Annotated in this window: 21 protein-coding genes; 11 read left to right on the forward strand and 10 right to left on the reverse strand. The window is 52.4% G+C overall.

What is annotated here, in order from left to right; genetic code table 11:
- Positions 1–203 precede the first annotated feature (203 nt).
- From Mal65_RS05430 to Mal65_RS05465, 8 genes are all read right to left on the reverse strand, one after another.
- Positions 204–584: a DUF6573 family protein gene (locus tag Mal65_RS05430; RefSeq protein ID WP_145294551.1), complete on the reverse strand. Its 381-nt coding sequence runs from the start codon at positions 582–584 to the stop codon at positions 204–206.
- Positions 585–655: 71 nt separating this feature from the next.
- Complete coding sequence (locus Mal65_RS05435; protein ID WP_145294553.1) at positions 656–922, reverse strand: hypothetical protein; 267 nt, start codon at positions 920–922, stop codon at positions 656–658.
- A 93-nt stretch (positions 923–1,015) separates the two neighbouring features.
- Entirely contained in the window at positions 1,016–2,746 is a 1,731-nt protein-coding gene (locus tag Mal65_RS05440) for a type IV secretory system conjugative DNA transfer family protein (RefSeq protein WP_165701085.1), read from the reverse strand.
- A gap of 158 nt (positions 2,747–2,904) precedes the next feature.
- Positions 2,905–3,366: a hypothetical protein gene (locus Mal65_RS05445; protein ID WP_145294560.1), complete on the reverse strand. Its 462-nt coding sequence runs from the start codon at positions 3,364–3,366 to the stop codon at positions 2,905–2,907.
- Positions 3,367–3,596: 230 nt separating this feature from the next.
- Positions 3,597–4,607 (reverse strand): hypothetical protein, encoded by a 1,011-nt coding sequence (locus tag Mal65_RS05450; protein ID WP_145294562.1) that lies wholly within the window; start codon positions 4,605–4,607, stop codon positions 3,597–3,599.
- 180 nt (positions 4,608–4,787) lie between these two features.
- Positions 4,788–5,174 (reverse strand): helix-turn-helix domain-containing protein, encoded by a 387-nt coding sequence (locus Mal65_RS05455; RefSeq protein WP_145294565.1) that lies wholly within the window; start codon positions 5,172–5,174, stop codon positions 4,788–4,790.
- 58 nt (positions 5,175–5,232) lie between these two features.
- Positions 5,233–5,658, reverse strand: a complete 426-nt coding sequence (locus tag Mal65_RS05460; protein ID WP_145294568.1) for a hypothetical protein — start codon at positions 5,656–5,658, stop codon at positions 5,233–5,235.
- Positions 5,651–6,391 carry a nucleotide-binding protein gene (locus tag Mal65_RS05465; protein WP_165701086.1) on the reverse strand — a complete coding sequence of 247 codons (741 nt, stop codon included), beginning with the start codon at positions 6,389–6,391 and terminating at the stop codon, positions 5,651–5,653. Before Mal65_RS05465 ends, Mal65_RS05460 begins: the two co-directional genes overlap by 8 nt.
- Between Mal65_RS05465 and Mal65_RS26360 the strand changes: the two genes are divergently transcribed.
- From Mal65_RS26360 to Mal65_RS05485, 6 genes are all read left to right on the forward strand, one after another.
- A complete protein-coding gene (locus Mal65_RS26360; protein ID WP_165701087.1) occupies positions 6,377–6,748 on the forward strand; it encodes a hypothetical protein in 372 nt (123 codons plus the stop codon). The genes Mal65_RS05465 and Mal65_RS26360 overlap by 15 nt on opposite strands.
- Before the next feature lie 388 nt (positions 6,749–7,136).
- Positions 7,137–8,594 carry a replication initiator protein A gene (locus tag Mal65_RS05470; RefSeq protein ID WP_145294574.1) on the forward strand — a complete coding sequence of 486 codons (1,458 nt, stop codon included), beginning with the start codon at positions 7,137–7,139 and terminating at the stop codon, positions 8,592–8,594.
- 354 nt (positions 8,595–8,948) lie between these two features.
- Entirely contained in the window at positions 8,949–9,185 is a 237-nt protein-coding gene (locus Mal65_RS26365; protein ID WP_165701088.1) for a hypothetical protein, read from the forward strand.
- Between the two features lie 38 nt (positions 9,186–9,223).
- Entirely contained in the window at positions 9,224–9,445 is a 222-nt protein-coding gene (locus Mal65_RS05475) for a hypothetical protein (RefSeq protein ID WP_145294576.1), read from the forward strand.
- A gap of 11 nt (positions 9,446–9,456) precedes the next feature.
- The gene (mobF, locus tag Mal65_RS05480; RefSeq protein ID WP_145294579.1) at positions 9,457–11,886 is read left to right on the forward strand and encodes a MobF family relaxase; all 2,430 of its coding nucleotides are present in this window, start codon (positions 9,457–9,459) and stop codon (positions 11,884–11,886) included.
- Positions 11,883–13,454, forward strand: coding sequence for a type IV secretory system conjugative DNA transfer family protein (locus tag Mal65_RS05485; RefSeq protein WP_145294581.1), 1,572 nt, complete (start codon positions 11,883–11,885; stop codon positions 13,452–13,454). The genes mobF and Mal65_RS05485 overlap by 4 nt, the downstream gene beginning before the upstream one ends.
- A gap of 134 nt (positions 13,455–13,588) precedes the next feature.
- Here Mal65_RS05485 and Mal65_RS05490 read toward each other — a convergent pair whose 3' ends face one another.
- Together Mal65_RS05490 and Mal65_RS05495 are read right to left on the reverse strand one after the other, a co-directional pair.
- Entirely contained in the window at positions 13,589–14,416 is an 828-nt protein-coding gene (locus Mal65_RS05490) for an ArdC-like ssDNA-binding domain-containing protein (RefSeq protein ID WP_145294584.1), read from the reverse strand.
- Positions 14,417–14,915: 499 nt separating this feature from the next.
- A complete protein-coding gene (locus Mal65_RS05495; RefSeq protein ID WP_145294587.1) occupies positions 14,916–15,704 on the reverse strand; it encodes a hypothetical protein in 789 nt (262 codons plus the stop codon).
- A 390-nt stretch (positions 15,705–16,094) separates the two neighbouring features.
- On the opposite strand from Mal65_RS05495, the gene Mal65_RS05500 reads away from it, so the two are divergent.
- The 5 genes from Mal65_RS05500 to Mal65_RS05520 all read left to right on the forward strand — a co-directional run bounded on the left by Mal65_RS05500 (position 16,095) and on the right by Mal65_RS05520 (position 19,477).
- The gene (locus Mal65_RS05500; protein WP_231131287.1) at positions 16,095–17,174 is read left to right on the forward strand and encodes a tyrosine-type recombinase/integrase; all 1,080 of its coding nucleotides are present in this window, start codon (positions 16,095–16,097) and stop codon (positions 17,172–17,174) included.
- A 120-nt stretch (positions 17,175–17,294) separates the two neighbouring features.
- Positions 17,295–17,564: a helix-turn-helix domain-containing protein gene (locus tag Mal65_RS05505; protein WP_145294592.1), complete on the forward strand. Its 270-nt coding sequence runs from the start codon at positions 17,295–17,297 to the stop codon at positions 17,562–17,564.
- Positions 17,554–18,117 carry a BrxE family protein gene (locus tag Mal65_RS05510; RefSeq protein WP_165701089.1) on the forward strand — a complete coding sequence of 188 codons (564 nt, stop codon included), beginning with the start codon at positions 17,554–17,556 and terminating at the stop codon, positions 18,115–18,117. The genes Mal65_RS05505 and Mal65_RS05510 overlap by 11 nt, the downstream gene beginning before the upstream one ends.
- Positions 18,114–18,893: a BrxA family protein gene (locus Mal65_RS05515; protein WP_145294597.1), complete on the forward strand. Its 780-nt coding sequence runs from the start codon at positions 18,114–18,116 to the stop codon at positions 18,891–18,893. The genes Mal65_RS05510 and Mal65_RS05515 overlap by 4 nt, the downstream gene beginning before the upstream one ends.
- Positions 18,890–19,477 (forward strand): BREX protein BrxB domain-containing protein, encoded by a 588-nt coding sequence (locus tag Mal65_RS05520; protein ID WP_145294600.1) that lies wholly within the window; start codon positions 18,890–18,892, stop codon positions 19,475–19,477. The genes Mal65_RS05515 and Mal65_RS05520 overlap by 4 nt, the downstream gene beginning before the upstream one ends.

Genomic DNA, 19,477 nt, shown 5'->3' on the forward strand with positions numbered 1-19,477 from the left:
CAGATTGCAAACATTGATTCAGTGTTGGTATTCGGTGTCCGGCACGGCATTTTGGAATGAAAGTGTTTGCACTACGTGCCACGGTGTATATGTTTAAGTCAACAGTTTTTTTCGATTGGAATTTCATGGATGCTGTCCGCTTCCGATCTGTCACTGAACGCGTTTCGATGTCATTGAATTGCTCGTAATTTGAGCGGGAGTGTTCAATCCTCATCCGGCATCATCACGGTGATAACCGGCTCACCAATGTCACCAGGTCCGCACTGCGCTTTGAGTGTGACAAGTTGTGCTGGGCGTTCGTCGTTCTGGACGTGCAGTGAAAAGCTGAGCGGGTTTTCATCGCGGTTCTGGCGTATGGCGTTTAGGAGCATCCAGAGCACATCCCAAAGGCGACCGCTTTCATCCTGCCACGGACACTTGGAAGGAACCGCAACGCAGCGCGACCAGACTGAACTCGTCAAAGCAACCGGATAAACAAAACCGGCTTCAAGTGCTGCTTCTGTCACGTCAACAAGAACGCCATCGGCAATCGCTTGACGGCGGCTGTAGCTGTGAATGACTTCAAACGGTCTATCTTTGCTCATGCTTTTCCTTCCATATCAACCAAAACAAAAGGCTCCGAGACCCTCCCTGGCCTCGAAGCAATCATTGCATGCTAGAGCTGCCCTTCGCTTTGTTGCAGCTCTTCGCTCGCTATGAAATTGCGAGCAAGGCGTGCTGCTTCAATCACAAGCGAAAGGTCACCGAGTCCGCCAAAGCTTGTCGCTTCTTTGAATTCGTCGCCGTCCTTATAGCGGCGTGTAATTGTCGTATTGAACCAGCGACTTCCGTTGTCGCCATTGTTTTCCCAGACAGAAACACGAATCTGATTCAGTCGCGCTTCAAAGGCTGGCTTGTTGGTTTCAGTGGTTTTCTTTCCCATGGTCATTTCCTTCATTCAAAGTTAGATATGCAAAACCGTGTACGATCATGCACGATCATCGTGCCACGGTGTGTGGTGCGACTAGCACCAGAGCTACGCGCCGCTTGTACTGTCTTTCACTCGGGAAAAATCGAGATAGTGAAGAATCGCTTGAGGGTTGTTGGTGCGTCCTCCGTAACTTGCTTCTATGCATTCACCTATCGAGGCGTTTCGTTTGACAAGCTCTTCGGTGAACTTCACGCACACGTCCGGCTTCAAAGACTCCTCAAGCGAAGTCCAGTAATTGCGTTGCTTTTCTGTATCCGTTTCTCTAAACAGCGATTGCTTTAGCTCCTCATATCTTGCCTTGATTTCTTCAGTCGTAAGTTGTGCGTGACTGGAATCAGCGTTGCTTGGCTCAAGACGCGGCTTCCAGAGAGGAATAGAAGTCTTCGTGTTATCCTCTGGTGGAGTTTGACGTAGACGGCTTAGCATGCTGCCAAGATCGGGCTGCTTGTAAGCAGGCAGAAACCAACCCTGGAAGACATGCTCGTCAGCGAGAAAGATCGTGCTTGCGCGACCGCGAACCGGGTGTCTGAGGGGAAGTCGCACTTCTTCCGGTAGCAGCAACCGGCGACCAATCGGTTGCGAGCGGCGATTTCGGCTTGAAAAACGATCAATGAAACTGAAATCAGGCTCTTCACTATCGTTGCCATAGTTGACCGTAGTGGAGCCAGAGTATCTTGACGCCCATTCAGCATCAGAAAGCTCGACGGACGGCATAAAAATCTTGGTCGAAAATCCGGCCAGAACGAGTGGGGTTTCGGTGCCAAAGAAGTGCTCGATAGACCCAATGCTTTGAGCAGCAGCAAGAACCCGAACGCCGATTGATCTTACGAGATTCAGTTGTTGAGCAAATTCTTCGATTTTTCCAGTCGTTAGTGGGAAATCGTCCAGGAAGATGTTGAGTGGATGCGCAAGCCGGTTGCCTTTCTGTTTTGCGGCAAAGGCAGTTGCGCTCCGCAATAGCTCGGTCACAAAGAGATTGAGTAAAGCCCTGACACGTTGCTGATCTCGGAGTGGCACTTCGAGAATGACAACCGCTGGTGAAGAAAAAAGAGCGTCATGATCAAAGCCCTCTTCCGCCGTCACCGCAGCGATATCTTCGTCAGCAAAGCAACGCATGTGGCCCTGAGCAAATGCCAGAGCCGTTTCGGCATTGTGCGAGCCGCTTTCAATGAATGCAGCAGACGATTGCGCGAAACGAAGAGGTGGACCGTGCTTAAGAAAGCTCTGGAGTTGCGGTCGAGGCAACTCCAGAATTTGATGAACGTCTGCCGGAGACCACCGTCCGGGGAATCTCAGTTCAAGTCGCTGGCAAATACCGGCAATGATCCGGGCAGATGCACCGTCCCAAAAGCTATCTATGCGGTCTGTTGCAACATGGCTCACTTTGATGAAGGTGTGAACAGCACTTAGAAGTGCTCCTTCGTTTCCCGGCTTTACGACAAAGGGCATCCAGGTGGACGTAGAGCGGTACCGATCAGCCAGGTTTATTACCGAAACACGAGTTCCCGGACGATGCTTTTCTACGAGCGCCTTTATAAATTGCGTATCGTCGTCTTTGGTGGCGATGATGAAGTTTGAGGCATTGGTGTCCTTTATTCCTGCGTCTATTGATGGGTAAATGTGATCCTGTGTTTTGCCAGTACCAATTGGTCCAATGACGAGAATGTTTCTCTCGCGAATTGTGGTGGGCAAATAAAGACTCTGTGGACCGGTGAGTTCAACTGATCGTGTCCGAGGATTTTCAAGAGCTAATAGCGTGCCCTGGAATGCGGGCATTGAGCTTCCTCGGGAAGGTGAAAGAAAATTTTTCAGGTCAGCGGCACTGGCTCGTCGCGCACTCCCGTAGATTGCTGAGGGGTGACGTCTCGGGATGCGACCTAGCTGAGAGGCAAGGTCATTTGGCTCCGGTGGATCTGGTGCGAAGTTTGCGGTAATCATTTTGCACCCCCTTTCATGGCAGAAGCTTCAAGGGGTGAATCAGCGCCTTCCGTTTGAGCATTGCGATCAGTGTTCAGGGACCAGACGCCATTCGATGAGAACTCCTTCTTCAACACGCGAAGGATGAGCGAGAGTCCGGTGCGAGCTATTGATTTCTCGCGAAGCTCTGATTCGACTCGGTCTCGAAGATCGTCCTCAGAAAGAGCGCTGCCGTCTTTGAGCAGCCGCTCGACGATTGGCCGGATCGTTTTCTTGGTCAGCGATGCAGAAGCTTTACCCGAATAGAGTCCGATGATTTTGCGAAGTCGCTTACTCTCATCTTTTGCAGCCGAAAGCAAAGCTTTGGCATCTTCAACTTGAACCTGTGCGGTTTGCTCTTTCGCCTCTGCGGCGACAAGATCTTGCTCAAGATGCTCAATGAGCGTAGGTGTAGACGGATCGGTAGACTTGGCGGACATGAGAATGCACCTTCCAGAAAATTCAGGACGGTGCGGTCGAACTGGCTACTTTGCCAGAACGTGCGCGCACCGGGGGTGGAATGGACCCCGAAGGTGCTTGAAGCAAGAGAGACGCGTGCCTATGCTAAGAAATACCACTAACCAGCTCAGGCTGGTCTCGACGCCAGGCAGCTTCGGTTGTCTGGCGTTTATTGTACGCAAGCTATTTGGCGTGTCAACACGACAATTGGCTATTCACCCTTTTTGCTTGGTGGTCCCACGTGTCGCGGCATCTTCTTGAAGTGCTCGATTTGAGCTGCTGAATGGACGTAATGCCGCGTGAGCTTCAAGCCGATACGCCCTTCTCCGGCCATTTTTCTAACCCAGGTCTCGTCCACGTTTAATGCCTTCGCAACATCCGCAGTTTCGATCACACCTGCGAAATACGCATCGGTGATAAGTTTTTGTCGCATCTCAGTTATTTCGCTTCGGAAACCTTCAGGCAATGAAGAAGTACGCAATTGCTCTTCCATCGCATCGAGCAAAGGTGCTGCCGTGGACTTCAACCACTCTTCCCGCTTCGCGTCGATTTCCTCGCGTGCCTGTTGCGCTTCTTTGTATTGTTCTCGAAAGTTTTTCAGCATCCCTGATCCTGTGCCATCCTTCCGAGAAGGCTGACACGAATCAAAAGTTAACGCAAATTGATCGTCCCAGTTGAACGTCCACAGTCGGTGTTCTGCGATATGATCCAGTACACGATCCATTTTCCCATGGGCAATTTCTGACAGCGCCGTGCAGAGATAAGTTACTGCGAGAATGTGTGAATCAGGATCGACGAAATGCGATCCGTTGGCACCAAATGAGAACACGAGTTCGGTCTTCGACCTGCGAAGAAAGTTGTGGAGCCTCGTATTATCGAGCAGTTGAATCGCTTCACCTACCAGCTTGGTGAGTTCGCGGTCTAGCCGACTATCCCCCTTCGATCTAAGAATGAATTCGTCTCGCTCGAATGCAACTCGAACCTGCGGGCCATCTGGCGGAGGTACCGGCTTTCCGCTGTTGATAAGTTCAGTGCGATCGTTGAGCCGGAGTTCCCCCGTGACCTCGTCGATAAAGTCCTTTTGAAACGGAAAGCGATGATCCCTAACAACCTCTTCGTGCGGTGAAGCATCGACCGCATCCTGCACAACAGGGTCTTGTTTATCGACGGGGCTTTGGCCCGCTACGGGCCTGGCGTGTTTTCTTTTATCGCTGGGCGGCATGTTGAAATTCCAGGGCGGCAGCCACGCTGCCCCCCTCGATCAAGTGTTCTGACGGGAAATACGAATTCACTGCCGATGACAGCGAACCAAACCCGATTGTACCGTTTGAACTGAGAAACGTCGTCCCCGAAACAGGAAGCTCGACCTCGGTGGTCACTTCAATCGGAGATCCGGCGAGGGCTACTTTTGATGCCGGACACCAGTTGGTCGATCTTTTTCCGCGAACCGAGCAAGGTCTTGCTGCGAAAAGATATACTGCCGTGAAAGAGCTAAGCCTAACCTGCCTTCTCTTGCGAATTGTCGAACCCGACTTTCATCAAGCCCTAAGAATTCTGCGACATCGGAAGTGTTGATGATTCCCTTATAGTACGCGTCGATGACTAGCTGCTTTCGCATTTCGTCAATCTCTTTTCGGAAACCTTCAGGCAGTGAAGAACAACGCAACTGCTCTTCCATTTCATCGATGAAAGGTCCTGCCTGCTCGTGCAGCCACTCGTCCCGCTGCGAGTCGATTGCCTCACGTGCCTGTTGAATCTCTTGGTATTGTTGCCGAATGTCTTCTAGCATCCCCTCTCCCGTGACGTCCTCTTGCAAGAGGCTTACACAGAATCAGGGCCTAATCAAATTAGGCAGCGTCTGACAGATAGCCTTCGTTCACAAGCCACGCCTGTAAAGCTTCTTCGACGATCTCCTGTTGAGTCGCGTTTGTAAAACCATCAAGCTTTCGCTCAAGGTATGCCCGGCGTAGCGCATCGGCTGTTTCGGGCTGAAGCCGCGTTGTAAGTGGGACAAGGGCACCGCCTGAAAGCGTTGGTTGTGCTGTTGTGCGTTTCGTCCGACGCATTTCACGTCGCGGTGTCGCTTTTGCAGCGGCTGGTTCCACGGGTTCTGGCTGCGCCTTGGATGACTCTTTGATTTCTTTCGACTGATCGAGATCAATTGTCTTGGCGTCCCGATCTTTCACCGCTTCAAGTCGCGGGTCCTGTTTGATGAACGCAAGTTTCTCCGGTGTTAGATTCAGTGCTTCATTGATGCTTCGACGCTCAGCCATTTGCTACCTCCTTGTCATTGCCTCGTATGAGGTTCCCTTTCTTTTTGACGATCTCAAGTAACTCATTGCAAAGTGCATCTATATCACTCGCTGCTCCTGCCCCCTTCCGCCGCATTCTGGACACAACCGTTCCCTGCTGTGCCGAGTCTCGGAAAGCCTGAAGATCGCGAATGGCTGCATCTGTCACTTCCACTCCAAGATTTGGCGCTGCGGCCCTGAGTTCTTTTGAAATCGTATCCCGCGTTCGGACTTTGTTGAGAACAAGCCGCCCTTCTGGCTTGCCATTGTTGATGCCCTGAGCGTAACGAAGAATTGTTGTCGCCTGAGAGACCGAACGCAGGTCAAGAATGGATGGACTGATCGGGAATACGGCCAGATCGCTTAACAGCAAGAGCGTTCTGGAAAGATCATCCAGTCCGCCCGGCCCGTCTCCGATGACAATGTCATGAGATTCAATGAGTTGTTGAGCCTTTTCGAGGCACTCATCGGGGTCGGTGGCGTTGGCGATAGTGATCCCTGCCTCTGCCTCGGTCATCCACTCGGAACTTGACCGCTGCTTGTCGGCATCAAGGAGTGCCACGTGATATCCCAGATCTTTAAGCCACACTGCTGCGTGAACGGCCAGAGTCGACTTCCCCACTCCGCCTTTTGTGTTACAAAAAACAATCATCATGCTGGCAAGTCTGCATCGTGGCTGGCTGTCTGGCAATACAGAAAGTTGCACCGCAAGCATGAAACCTTTCTGACATGGCAACATGCAATCCAACAAGATGGCTGGAAAGAAAACAAACAAGCAGTCCGACTGACTGACTTTCTGTCCGACATTCCAGCAAGCAATCTGACCTGCCTGCAAGGCAGCAAGCTGACTTTCTTACCTGAAAGCAAACAGGCACACATGGAGGCTTTCATGCAGTCATGCTGGATGACCTGCAATGAAGCCATCCAGCTCACTTGCGGGTTTGCATGTAAGCAAGCTGACAATCAACCAAACATACAAGCTTGCAAGCATGTAAACATGATTGTTTTCAAGGACTTCTTTGCAGCCACGACTCGGGATGAACGCCTCGGTCAGCTGGTACCGATGGGCTGACTGCAATGAAGTTGGACGTGAATCGAAACGCGATGGGGGAGGTGAGACGACTCCGAAGCGGGCGCTTTCAAGTCTTTCACGGGTCCTGATTCAGGCCATGATTTACCTTGCGCAAACGCTCAGATTCGGGGTAGTGTTTGCTTTAAGTAGGTTAAAGCGATGGCACGTGAATTGAGTGACAGAATACCCGGCAGGACACGGGATTTGAGTGACGAGAGGCACGTGATTTGAGTGACGGGCTGTCGTGACTTGAGTGACGGAACCACGTGATTTGAGTGACGGTTTGTCTCGAATTGGTCAGTGATTTCAACGGGATGGAAGGGACTAACTTTCTAACCTAGATATAAACTAGATCAACAACTGATGTTGATTTCTCTTTCAAGGAAGAATGAGCCGAGCAAAGCCAAAGGATATTCAGACAACAACCGGCAGGGACGAAATGAATCTTGCCGAGTTTCCGCTCTCGGTCGTTGGTAAACGAGCACCGGGAAACGCAAAGACGCTTCACTTCCAGGACGAAGTCTGGGACCGATCAAAGAAAGCCTACGTTCCTCGAAAGCTCACCATCACCGGCTCTGACCTTCTTGGACTGCCAACATCGCTGGACGATGAAGTACTGCTTGGCTGCGTGCAGCTGACAAAGGAATCGGATTTTGGGAACAGGAAGGTTCGATTCACTCGTTACGAGCTGATGGAGCGGATTGGCTGGAAGCAGGACGGGAAGAATTATCGTCGCATCTCGGAAAGCCTCGACCGCTGGGCAGGTACGCTCATTATTTCTGACAAGGCATTCTGGGACAAAGCTGGCCAGTGCTGGGTGAAGGATTCCTTCAACATCCTCGACCGGGTCATTCTCTCAGATCGTGAGAGTGGGGATGGGCCGGGAAACAAACGGAGACGATCCTCATTTATCTGGGGCGACTTCATGTGGAAGAGCTTTCAGGCAGGGAACCTGAAGGAACTCGACTTTGATTTCTGGCTGAGTCTGAATTCACCGGTTGCCAAACGACTCTACAGGCTCCTCGATAAGCGTTTCTATAACCGTAAGGTGGTGACGTTTGACCTCCATCGGCTGGCACAAGAGAAAGTGGGCCTGAGCCGAAAGATGCACACGGGGCAAATCAAGGAAAAGCTCAAACCGGCCCACGAAGAGCTAAACGAGCGCGGGGTGTGCCGAACCGAGTACGTAAAACGGGGAAGCGGCAAGTGGGATGTTGTGTACGGTGATATCCGACAACAAAAGGAGCTTCCGGCTCCATCTGAGAACGAGCAGACACTGGTCGAGCAGTTAGCGGTGCGGGGCGTGAAGAACGGCTCTGAACTCGTGGACAACTGCTCCATGGAGCGAATTCTGGAGGCGATCGAGAACTTTGATGACAGAGTGGCCCATGGTGAGGACATCGGTCCTGGCTGGCTCGGGAAAGCAATCATCCACCAGGATGGATTCGCTTTTCGAAAGGGCTATCGATCCAGAGAAGAGATAGAGCTTGCTGTCAGAGCAAAGCAGGAAGAAAAGGCAAAGCGGGTCATCGAAGAGCGTGAGTTTGAATCCGAACTGAAACGAGAACGTGAAGCGATGGAGAAAACGCGTTCACTGTTTGCAGCCTATGTGGACGGGCTTTCAGAGGAAGACTGTAACCGGCTTGAAATGGAAGCCATTGCCAAAGCTCACGAAGCTGGAAAGGCAATTCTTGCTGATCACGTACAGGAACTGAGAAGGCGAGGGGAAAGGGTCACGGAATCAGGGGCGCTCAGACAACAACTCTGGTGGGATTTTGTGCTGACCGATGAGGAAAAGGCAAATGCAAGCACGGCAGTTGTCGACAAAAAAGTAGCCAATGCCTGATGGCGACAATTGCTGGTCGCCGCGCCGGAAACATCTTGGAATCACATGAGAAATGCGTGCCGACAATCTTCAACGGTCGGAATCTTCTGTCGCCTGAAAGGTGCACGGGTGTGGGTATGCTTCTATGAATTCATTTAGAGCTTAACGGAGACATGTATCCATGGGGTCATGGGTACGTGCGTGGATGTCTCCATGGATCGGGCTGTCACTGCGTGTCTTTCTCCAGCCTTCAGGCTGCCAGTGAACGAACCACTGGTTGAAACCGCCCGGCAGGGTGTCAACTGATGTTTGATTTGAATTTCAAACCGTGTTAGCTTTCCGCCCTGCGTAGGATTACTGACAGGGCAAATACGTATGGAAAAAGGTCGAACAAGGAAAAGAGCTGCTCGTACGCTACGAAGCTCGCCCGATCAGGGCACTCAAATTACCGCTGTGAAAAATCAGGGTTATCAGGTTCCACTTCACCTCTGGCAGGATCTGGTGGATGAAGTGGCAAGACGCAAGAAGCTCGGGCTTCCCTTTGCGTCTCAGAACGCGATCGCCGTTGCTGGAATAACCGAATGGCTGGAACGAAATAAAGAGACACGGTAGGAGGCAGGATGCGGGGGGTACAGAAATTTCAGGATGAAGTGGAAAAGATAACGTTCCGGCTCTTTCCACCATACACAAGTAAAGTTGCAGAGCAGGCAAGGATTGCAAAGCTAAATCCGAATCAGTTCGCACGTATCGCCACGATGTCAGTCTCTGACGGCGGTTTTCTCGATTTGAGCAACCGACTGCAACGCATCGAAGAGGAGCTTCTCGGGCTTCGAAAAGACTTCAACAGCGCCGTGGAGACGGGTAACGACTGAGGGCACAACGCATGCTGTCAATCAAACCCATTGGAAGCAGCTCTGGCGAAGTCACCTATTACACGCACCTTGGACAGGAAGACTATTACGTTGGAGGCGGAGAGCCGCCCGGCGTCTGGTGGGGGACCGGTGCTGAACAGCTTGGAGTGTCGGGGCAGGTTGAAGGGAAGGCGTTTGGTAATCTGCTTCAGGGAAAGTCAGCGGATGGCAAGAAGCGGCTTGTTCAGAATGCAGGGCATCCGAAGAGACGGTCGGCGTTTGACCTCACGTGGTCTGTCCCAAAGTCCGTTTCAGTGGCCTGGAGTCAGGGCGACATTGAACTCAGGCGACAAATTGAACAGGCCGGAGAAAGGGCTGTCTTAAAGATCCTTGATGTTGTTCGCGAGTATTGTGGAACGACCCGTCGTGGGCACCATGGAGAACGAGTTGAGCAATCGGGCATCGCAGCCGCGCTGTTCCGCCATGATACGGCCAGGGGCGTGAAAAACGCTGCACCCGACCCGAACCTGCACTGGCACGCTGTGCTCCTCAACGTCTGCACTCGTGAGGATGGTACCACCGGGGCGCTCGATGCAAGGAGTCTGTTTCGACCGCAGATGAAAATGGCACTCGGGGCACTGTTTCGTGCTGAACTCTCAGCAGAGCTTTCACAGCTCGGGCTATCCAGCCACCGTCCCCGGCGAAATGGGCGGGAGGCGTCCTGGTTTGAACTGGACACTGTACCTGCTGAACTGCTTGAAGCGTTTTCAAAACGCCGAAAAGAGATTCTCGACTGGTTGAACGAACGTGGACTCTCGGGCGCAAAGGCATCTGAGAAAGCCACAAATGTGACAAAGCAGGGAAAGGATAGCTGGAAACGGGAAGACCTGCTTCAAGCGTGGCAGGCAATCGGAGAAACCTACGGGTTTGATTCCGAATTGCTTGGAAGCGGAATGCCGATAACAGCGAAGCCCTTGAGTCAAAAGGAAGTGGAAGAAGCAGCAACAGCGATTGCCCGGAACGATTCACACTTTTCAGAGCTTTCGCTTCTCCGCCGTGTTGCAGAAAACGCCCAGTGCCGGGGAGTGGGGATTGATGAGATACGAAAAACGATAGCCGATACCCTAACTACGTCTCAGGAAATCATTTCCCTTCAGGAAGTAAATGGCGTCAGGCGATTTACAACGCGAGAAATGCTCGCTGTGGAAAGAAGTTTGCTTGATGCGGTTGAGCGGTCATCGGGCTGGAGAACGCCACACGAGAGCGGTCAATTTTCGCAAACGTTGCATGACTATCCGACGATTCGCCCCGAGCAGAAAGAAGCAGTCAGACACATCACGTGCTCTTCGGACAGAATATCTTGCGTGTACGGCATGGCAGGGACCGGGAAGACCTTCTTACTGGATGTGGCAAGGGAAGTCTGGAAGCGTTCTGGTAACGATGTGATCGGTACAGCGCTGGCTGCAAAGGCAGCTCAGGGACTGGAAGACGGGTCCGGGATTCGGAGCCTCCACATCCACAGTCTTCTAAAGCAGATTGAACTCGGGCGAGAATCGCTGTCAGCCAAATCTGTTCTTGTTGTCGATGAAGCGGGAATGGTGGGTACCGCGATGATGGAGCGGCTTGTGAGGCTCACCGAAGAGGCCGGTGCAAGACTGGTCCTTGTTGGTGATTACCGCCAACTGCAATCAATTGATGCTGGAGGCTGCTTCAAGGCAATCTGTGAAAGACTTGGTGCAGCCGAATTGCTTGAGATCACAAGACAACGAGACGACTGGGCACGAGATGCTGTGAAGGAAATGGCGGCAGGTGATGCCGATATGGCGCTGTCTCGATACCACAACAGGGGGCTTCTCTTTGTCTCAGAAGACCGAAGTGAGGCGATGCGTTCGCTGGTAACCGACTGGCAGAATGCAGGCACTCCGAAGCAGTCGCTAATTTTTGCCGGTACACGATACGAGACGACCGTTCTTAATCGGCTCTGCCAGGAGAAACGGCTTGAGGAAGGAAGGCTTGGTGTTGGTTCCATAGCAGTTGGAAACGAGCAGATTCACGTTGGTGATCGTGTGCTCTTTACCAGAAACAACGCTGCACTGCTTGTAAGAAACGGAAACACAGGCACGGTGCTTGAAATCAACCCGTCCCAGAATTCGGTTCGCGTGGAACTCGATAGCGGCTATCGCATCGTGATCGACCTGGCAACGTTTGACCATCTGACACTTGGCTATGCCGTAACGACTCACAAGGGACAGGGGCAAACGGTGGAATCGGCGTTTGTACTTGCCGGTGGCTCGATGACCGACCGGGAGTTGTCGTACGTTCAAACGTCTCGTTCGCGAGGCGAAACCAGAATTTACACAGACTCGGTCTCTGCTGGAGAAGACCTTTCCGTTCTGTCTCGCCAGATGCAGCAATCAAGAGCAAAGGACATGGCCCACGAGTATCTGATAGAGGCCGGATGATTGACTCTAGCGGAAGATTTTTACTGGTGCTGGTGGCAGGTCTTGCAGTCTTCGGCTTTCAGAGACTGAACGCTCTTAAGCGAAAGCGCCAGTTTGAGCGTGGCCGAAAACTAACCACCAAAACCAGGCGAAGTCGCTCGGGCAATTTCCTTAACTGGGGCGCACTCCAGATACCGGAATCACAGGCCACACAGCATTTCCTTGCCATCGGGACAACCGGATCTGGAAAATCACTCGTTCAGCGTTTCTTGATGAAAAGGGCACTTTTGCAAATTGGCAAAAGGCCCGACCAGAGAGCATTGATACTGGATGCCAAAAATGACTCGGCTTCGTTTCTAAAGCACATCGGGGTCACATGCCCCGTCTATACGTTCAATCCATTTGACGGTCGTTCCGACTTCCCTCAACCGGTTGCCTGGGATATTGCAACTGACATTACTTCTTCTGCAAGAGCGTTAAACCTTGCAGCCGGTCTCATTCCGGCTGAGAAGGGAGGTAACAATCAATACTTCACTGACGCTGCAAGACTTGTCGTCTCCGGCATCATTGAATCATTTATTCGTCACTCACCCCACGACTGGACGTTTCCAGATCTTGTGCTCGCATCGCTTTCAATGGAAAGAACACGCACCATTCTTTCGCGCGATAAAGAGGGGCAGGAAGTGCTTGAAAATTTCCTTGGCGATGAGCGGACGGGCTATCAGGTTTTCACAACGGTTGTTTCCCGTATGGCCTACTTCCGATCCATTGCTGCTATCTGGCAGAGGACAAACAAACGCTTGAGTCTCCGCCACTGGCTGGATGATGATTCTGTGCTGCTGCTCGGAGTGAATGCAACGGCACGCGCTGCGCTTGACGCCATAAACGAGATCCTCTTTCGGGTGCTCGTTGAAGAGATTGACATGCAGGAGAATTCATCGACCAGAAGAACCTGGATCTGGATTGATGAAGCGAGACTTAGCGGCCCATTGCTTCGTGGAGAAATGCTACCCTACCTTGCCGTCAAGGGCCGGTCACGAGGGGCGTGTCTCGTTCTTGCGTTTCAGGATATCGAAGGCTTTCGTGAAGCAGCCGGTCCGAGAATCGCCCACGAGATCATCGCCCAGTGTAGCAACAAGGCGCTGCTGCGGATGGAGTCCGAGGAAAGTGCCGGATGGGCCTCGAAGTTACTCGGCCAGCACGAAGTGATTGAGACCATGCGAAGCGATCCTGTGCATGGAATGCGTGGTGGCACTCAGACAGAACACCTGGCTAGAAAGGATGCTGTGCTCGCAAGCGAGTTCTACTTGATTCCACCAACCAGCAAATCGAATGGCCTCACCGGGTACTTCGTCTCGCCAAATGACGGTGCTGTGCAAGCGACGATTTCACCAAAAGTTCTGGACGCCGTTGCGGATAACGACTCACCGGAATATGCGTGCAAGTTTGTGTCTCGTCCTGAAGAGGAGCAAACGCTAAGGCTTTGGAATGTGGCCGATGAAGATCGTCTTCAGCTCACAAAGCGAACGGTGAAACGGACGCTAAAACTGAAAAAGACTGCAAATCTTGCGACTTCACTTTCTCACTGAGTGAGAAAAGAATGAAGAGGCCCGGTGACGTGCAAGTAAATGGCCTCAAAATCATGCGATCTATCGTCAGCTGATGAGACAATAGACGCCTGAAAAAAACACTCCTTCCGTGAAGTCATGTGCCGTGGCAGTCGTCAAGCGACATACTGCAACTCTCTTGCCCCGACCTGTTCCAGATCGGTGATAATGCTGCTTGCCACATCACGAATGAGATCAAGCGATTGCATGAGCACTTCGTTATCACCATTCCAGAGCTTGATGTAGTCCGAAGAGCCGGTTGAACAGTTCAGTCCGACCGCGCGACTTACTGCATAGGCAACCGCTTCTGCCTCGGTCTCTCGAATGATCTTGGTCGTGTCCTTTCGGCGATCTCCGCGATGTAACATCTCGTGTGCCAGCTCATGAGCGAGCACTGAGAACTGTTCCGCCGCTTCGAGGCCGGGAAGCACCGTGATCTTTCCGCCACTTGAAACGCCAAGGGCACCACCTGCAATTGGTTCGTATTGCAGCTCGATGTCCTTACCGCGAACAACTTCCTCCAGATCCTGTAGTTTCTTTCCGGGATCACCGGTGAAACTTCGAAGTTCTGGAAGCTCCTTGCCTTCGGTTTGAGAAACGTCGAATACGTGAACCACCCGGAATCCGAAAACACGTTTGGTCTTCTCGTCTTCCGCATTGTCGTCGTCAGCCTTCCGTTTGGAAATGAGCGGAGCGAGGATGCCGATTCCACGCTCACCTTTCTTGACGAAACGGCCCAGTTTCTTCCAGTGACCAAATCCGGCCACAATCGTTGCATCCGGTTTCTGCATTGCAATGAGCATGCAGTTTCCGAACGAGTACCGGTGAAACCGTCCCATTACGTCGAGATACTTGATGAGCGACTCACTTTTCCCACTCTGGAGATCCAGAGCGAGATCCTGGAGAGCCTCCTCACTTTTCTGTAAAGCTTCTTCGCGATTCATAACATTCTCCTTTGTGTCCGATCCGACTGTCTCGAACCTGATACGGGTGAAAGAATTGCCCGTCGGCGGCCAGGCATTGCCCGCACGGCACAGTCAAGGTGGAGCCTTCGCGACAGCGAAGCAGCAGACGCCTACGAGGCGTCGGACCTTGACGCCGTGGTAAACTTGGAATTGCCGCTGACTGGGAAGAAAAGAATCAATAACTCACACCACGTGAGTCGTTGGAAAACCATGGATTGCACGCCACCAGCCTCCATGAAAGAGGTGAACCCTGCGATCATGCAGGCCGGGGCACAGTCATCTGCCAGACCGGATTAGAAAAGAACGGGAGACCGATACTTTGAACGCAGATGGATTTCCTCGCGTGTCGCGGTCTCGCTTACGGGCAACTATCAGCATTTGTTGCCCTTGAATGAGGGATGTAAGGCATTCCCTCAAACGATGTTTTGAAGTGTTTCCCGGATAGGATTCTTAGTCAAATCTAGCATGCCGAGTGCCGTCACCCACAAGGCGTAGCCACTTGAAGCTTTTTGGCGTGATTGAAATACGTCGCACGGCAGCCCCCACCTAGCTCCTGGAAGCGTAGCGCTCGATCTTCTTCGCGGTCAAACGTGGCGTCAGCTTTCAGCTCCGCTACGAGACGCCTTCGCTTATCTTCTGGCTCAACCGGTGCAAGCCCCTTCCAATCCAGACCTGCCGCCTTAAGTTCAGCAGCTCTGAGATACAGCCGAAGCGAGAGGTGTTCAAACCGATCAAGGTTAGCTGCAAACCAATCAAGGACTTCTGTGTCGGTGAACCACGTTGCAGCAAGAGCATGTACTTCTTGTGGAGTTGGAGAAAACTCAAGGACGTGGCCACGATCCTGTAGTGCTGCGACATTTCGATTGAGCGTCTTCCAGTCATTGCAGATGATGATCACCCGGCTCGACGTCTTGAACTCGCGGGGAATACCAGCTCGCTCAAGCATTCGAGTTGCCGAGTGCCACCCAACTGATTTTGTCGGCTCTGTTTGACAGAGACATTTCAAAAGCCGAATTCCGTGCTTGTCTGAATAGAGCGAGTCGACGTCGTCAATCACGACGAACTCATCGCGGTGACGGTAGAGTTCTTGATAGATCCCGAATGCGGTCGCGTTTCCTTCAATCCAACACGTTTCCTCTGGAAGCAACGAGCGAACAGTGCGGCTCTTTGCCAGGCCGGGTTGGCCGACGAGAATCAGAAGATTGATGTGACCTTCGGCGAACGCTTCAACGAAACGCGCAAGATCCGAGTAGCTTCTCAGAATCATTGCGTTTATTTCCTTGCGACGTGCCTTTCTTCTCCTGTGTTCCATGCGTCAACCGTAGCACGGTGAAAGACGGAGGTACAAGCAGCTAAAAACAGCTTAGACCGTTAGACTTCCGCAAATCTCGCCGCGTGGGTTCAATAGTTATTCCAATATTTTGCATCCCACAATCGCGGTGCTAGCTCGCATCTATTTGCAAGGAAGACTGCTAGATTGTTAGACCGTTGTTGATCGTGAGTCTGGAGCAAAATCGCGAGCGAAGTCAATAGCTTGTGTGTGCAACGGACGAAACATGGTGGACAGAAAAAGGGGAGTCATGTTACTCAGGAATGGAACATAATGTGCTTTATGTTCCATGCAACGTTGCAGAATCAGAACAGTCCAGGGAGGAACGTGACCAAGGAGAGTGAATGCAAGCAGTTAACGGAAATCAAAAGTAAGTCGCTCGCACCGGTTGTTCATGCCCCCGACAAAATCAACCCAGGACAAAAAGTGTCCGAGGTGCTGGCCGAAGTGTTTTCAGCCGCCGGTGATCTGTCCGGTCCAGAAACTCCTGCGAGCGCTCTCGTTCCGTGGGTGAGCGATGTACTCCAGTCAGATAATTCATTTCGCGCGTACGGACACGACCTTGCTGACTTTGTGGCACATATGAAGCGGCTCGGGGTCAGTCCACTTGCAGTCACAGCGGACCATGTCCGGCTCTACAAGGGAGCGATGCTGAAAGCAGGGCTTCGCCCAACGACCGTTGCTCGCAGGCTTTCTGTACTCCGGGGCGCTTACCGGCAGTTTGCCGAGAAGGGGCTTGTACCGTGGAAGGTTTCTCAAGATCTTTCGACCGTCAAAGCGCCGCAGGTTGCCAAGAACACTACGCCATCACTGACTCGCGAACAGGCAATCGCTCTCCTTGAAGCGATTCCAACTGATTCGCTTCAGGGGATGCGAGATCTCGCCCTGATTCAGACGTTCTTCATCACTGGCTGCCGCGTCTCTGCCGTAACAGGTGCCTGTGTGGGTCATCTTGAGTTTGACGGTGTTGAGCACTTTCTCCACGTCACAGAGAAACGGAACAAGCGAGCACGGAAAATCCTGCTCGATGCTGCCCGTCCTGTGCTCCGATACGTGCAGGAGGCCGGGATAGGGGAGGATCTCGAAGGACCGCTCTTTCGACCAATGGCACCTGATGGATTCGGCTTTGAACGGCGAACGATGGACCGCAAAACTCCCTGGCGACTCGTGAAGAGGTACTGCCGACTGGCTGGGATCTCACCCGACAGACTCGGTGGCCGAGGAATTGGTGTTCATTCGCTTCGTAAAACCGCCATTACGGATGCGATCCGAAACGGAGCTGGAATGCACGAAGTCCGTGAATTTGCAGGGCACGCCGACATTCGGACAACTGAGCTGTACTACCAGCGCCGTGAGGAAGATGCCGAACAGGCGGCGAGACGCATCGGAATTCGGCCCTCAAAGTGACCGTGACCTGAGTTGTCGCCACCAAAGTCGCATCTGGGGCCCCGATCCGAGGGCAAAGTCTGCTTGAGAACCTTCGTAAGGACTGGTAAGGTTTCGCGTTAGCGAGAGATAGAGTTCGCCATGTTTGAAAGCGAGGCCAGTACCGTGGCTGCTAAAGAAGAACAGTACCTGACCGTTAAGGATGCCAGCGACCTGCTGGGTGTTGCCCCCAATACGCTCAGGTCCTGGGGCGCAAGCGGGAAGATCGACGAATACCGGCATCCGGTGAACAACTATCGACTTTATCGAATGGAAGATGTGACCGCACTGCTGAAGGCATTACAGACGCCAGTCAAGAAAACGTCATCGAACCGCCATGACAAAGAGAGGAAGCGGGTACGTGGAAATTGATGTTGAGCAAATCGTTAAGCAGCGAATCGTCATTGCGCGGCTCGGCGAAATGGACCGCATGAAATGGTGGAACACCAAGGGGCTGCTCAGCAATCTCGGGGAAATGGCCATCTCTCGCGGATTCCCGAAAACGCATGTCTTTGCTCGTTGTCGTGCCGTGTTCGCTGTTGCCTCCGCACGCTGCAACGAGGTGTTCAATCCGCCCGAGTCGTACACGTTGTGGCGTTTGCCAGCCGAAATCGAGGACCGAATTGAAGATGGCTGGGCGAGTTGGCTAGAAAACCCGGCTCCCTGGAAAGAGTTCCTGGAAGAAGTCGATAAGGCTTCGACCGGAAAACCTGTTAGCGCTCTGACCGGCATGCATTTGCTCGGGAACGGGCTCGCAGAGCAGGCAAGCAAACTACGCCGCGCTGACGATTTACGATCCGTTCCAATAAAGCTCAGCGGTGAATCAATTTCAGATGCGGTATCGCTGCTTGCCGGAGCACACGAAAGCTGTGAGCCGCAAAAGCTCGCCGTTCCTTTCATTCGAGAAGAGGAGTTCCCGAAATGAATGCAAAGGACAGCGAGCTAAGCTCGAATCTGGCGATTCGCGGCCCATTCATCGAGGAAACGTATAGAACGTTCTCCAATTGGGAGTTGAAGGAATCCACATCACAGAACTTCAAGCGCATTGCAGAAACGAATTCAATTGGAGCGTCTTCGCAAAGCTGGTTGACGAAGTTTCTTCAGGTCCTCAAGCGCCGTTACGACCTGACGGGACCTGACAAACGCCTGATCGAGCTGGTCCAACAAGGCTGGCACCTGGAGGACTGGAGACCGGCGCAACTCTGGCACATGAGTCGTCATGATGAATTGCTTCGCACGTTCATCACAGAGTGGCTTTTCGAGAAGCATCAAGCCGGGATTGTGATCATTACTGCTGATCCCGTCGTTGAGTACCTTCACGGAGTTGTCAGGGCAAAGCTGGGGTCAGTGGATGCGTGGAAAGAAAACACTTATCGCCGCGTTGCAAACGGATTACTAAAAATAGCGGTCGAGTTCCATCTCATGCGCGGCCGTACCAACAAAGAATTCGAATCGTACCGCCTCTCGGAGAGAAGCTTCATTTACCTGCTCCATTCGCTGATGGAAAGAGAGCAAAACACTCGGAAGGTTGTCGAAGCGAAGGACTGGCGACTCTTTATGATGAAATCGAACGAGGTGGAAGAAGAACTCTTGCGGCTTCACCAGTACGGCAGGCTTCATTTTGAAAGAGCGGGCAGCTTGCTGGAACTTACGCTTCCCTGCGAAGACACCAATGAATACGTAAGGAGCGCCGTTGTATGAGAGACTGGAAGTCCCGCCTCAGAGATACGCTGGAGCCGTTGCTTTCAAGCGAAGATCCGAGACCAGATATTAGCGCCTATAAGGACATGCCGCTTTGCATCTTTCTCTACGATCCGGCCAGTGAATTTGCGCTCCGGCAGGAGCTTTCCTTGCTGAAAACTCGCCTTGAGCAGAAGGGAAAACGAATCACTGTCATTTCACTCATGCAGTGCATGATGGAGGCGCTCGAAAGTGCTGGTGTCTCAGCCGAGGATCTCGTAGAGAACGAGCGAATGCTTGGCCGAAACGGCCACAAACAGGTTGCACAAACGGTTCACCAGGTTCTCAGCGAATACGCACCACTTGATCAACTGGTGCTGAGCAAAGTTCCAGAAAACAGCGATCCATTGCGTGACATTGTCTGGATCACGCGAGCCGGTGCCCTGTATCCGTGTTATCGAACGTCAACACTGATTGAACATTTTCAAGCGAAGTTAGAAATACCGGGTGTGCTGTTTTATCCGGGCGAGATTGTGCCTCCTGCGGGGCTCAGTTTCATGGGAGTGCATGAAGCAGAACACAACTACCGGGCAAAGATACTGTGA

Origin of the sequence: Crateriforma conspicua, from assembly GCF_007752935.1 — a bacterium.
Classification (GTDB): domain Bacteria; phylum Planctomycetota; class Planctomycetia; order Pirellulales; family Pirellulaceae; genus Crateriforma; species Crateriforma conspicua.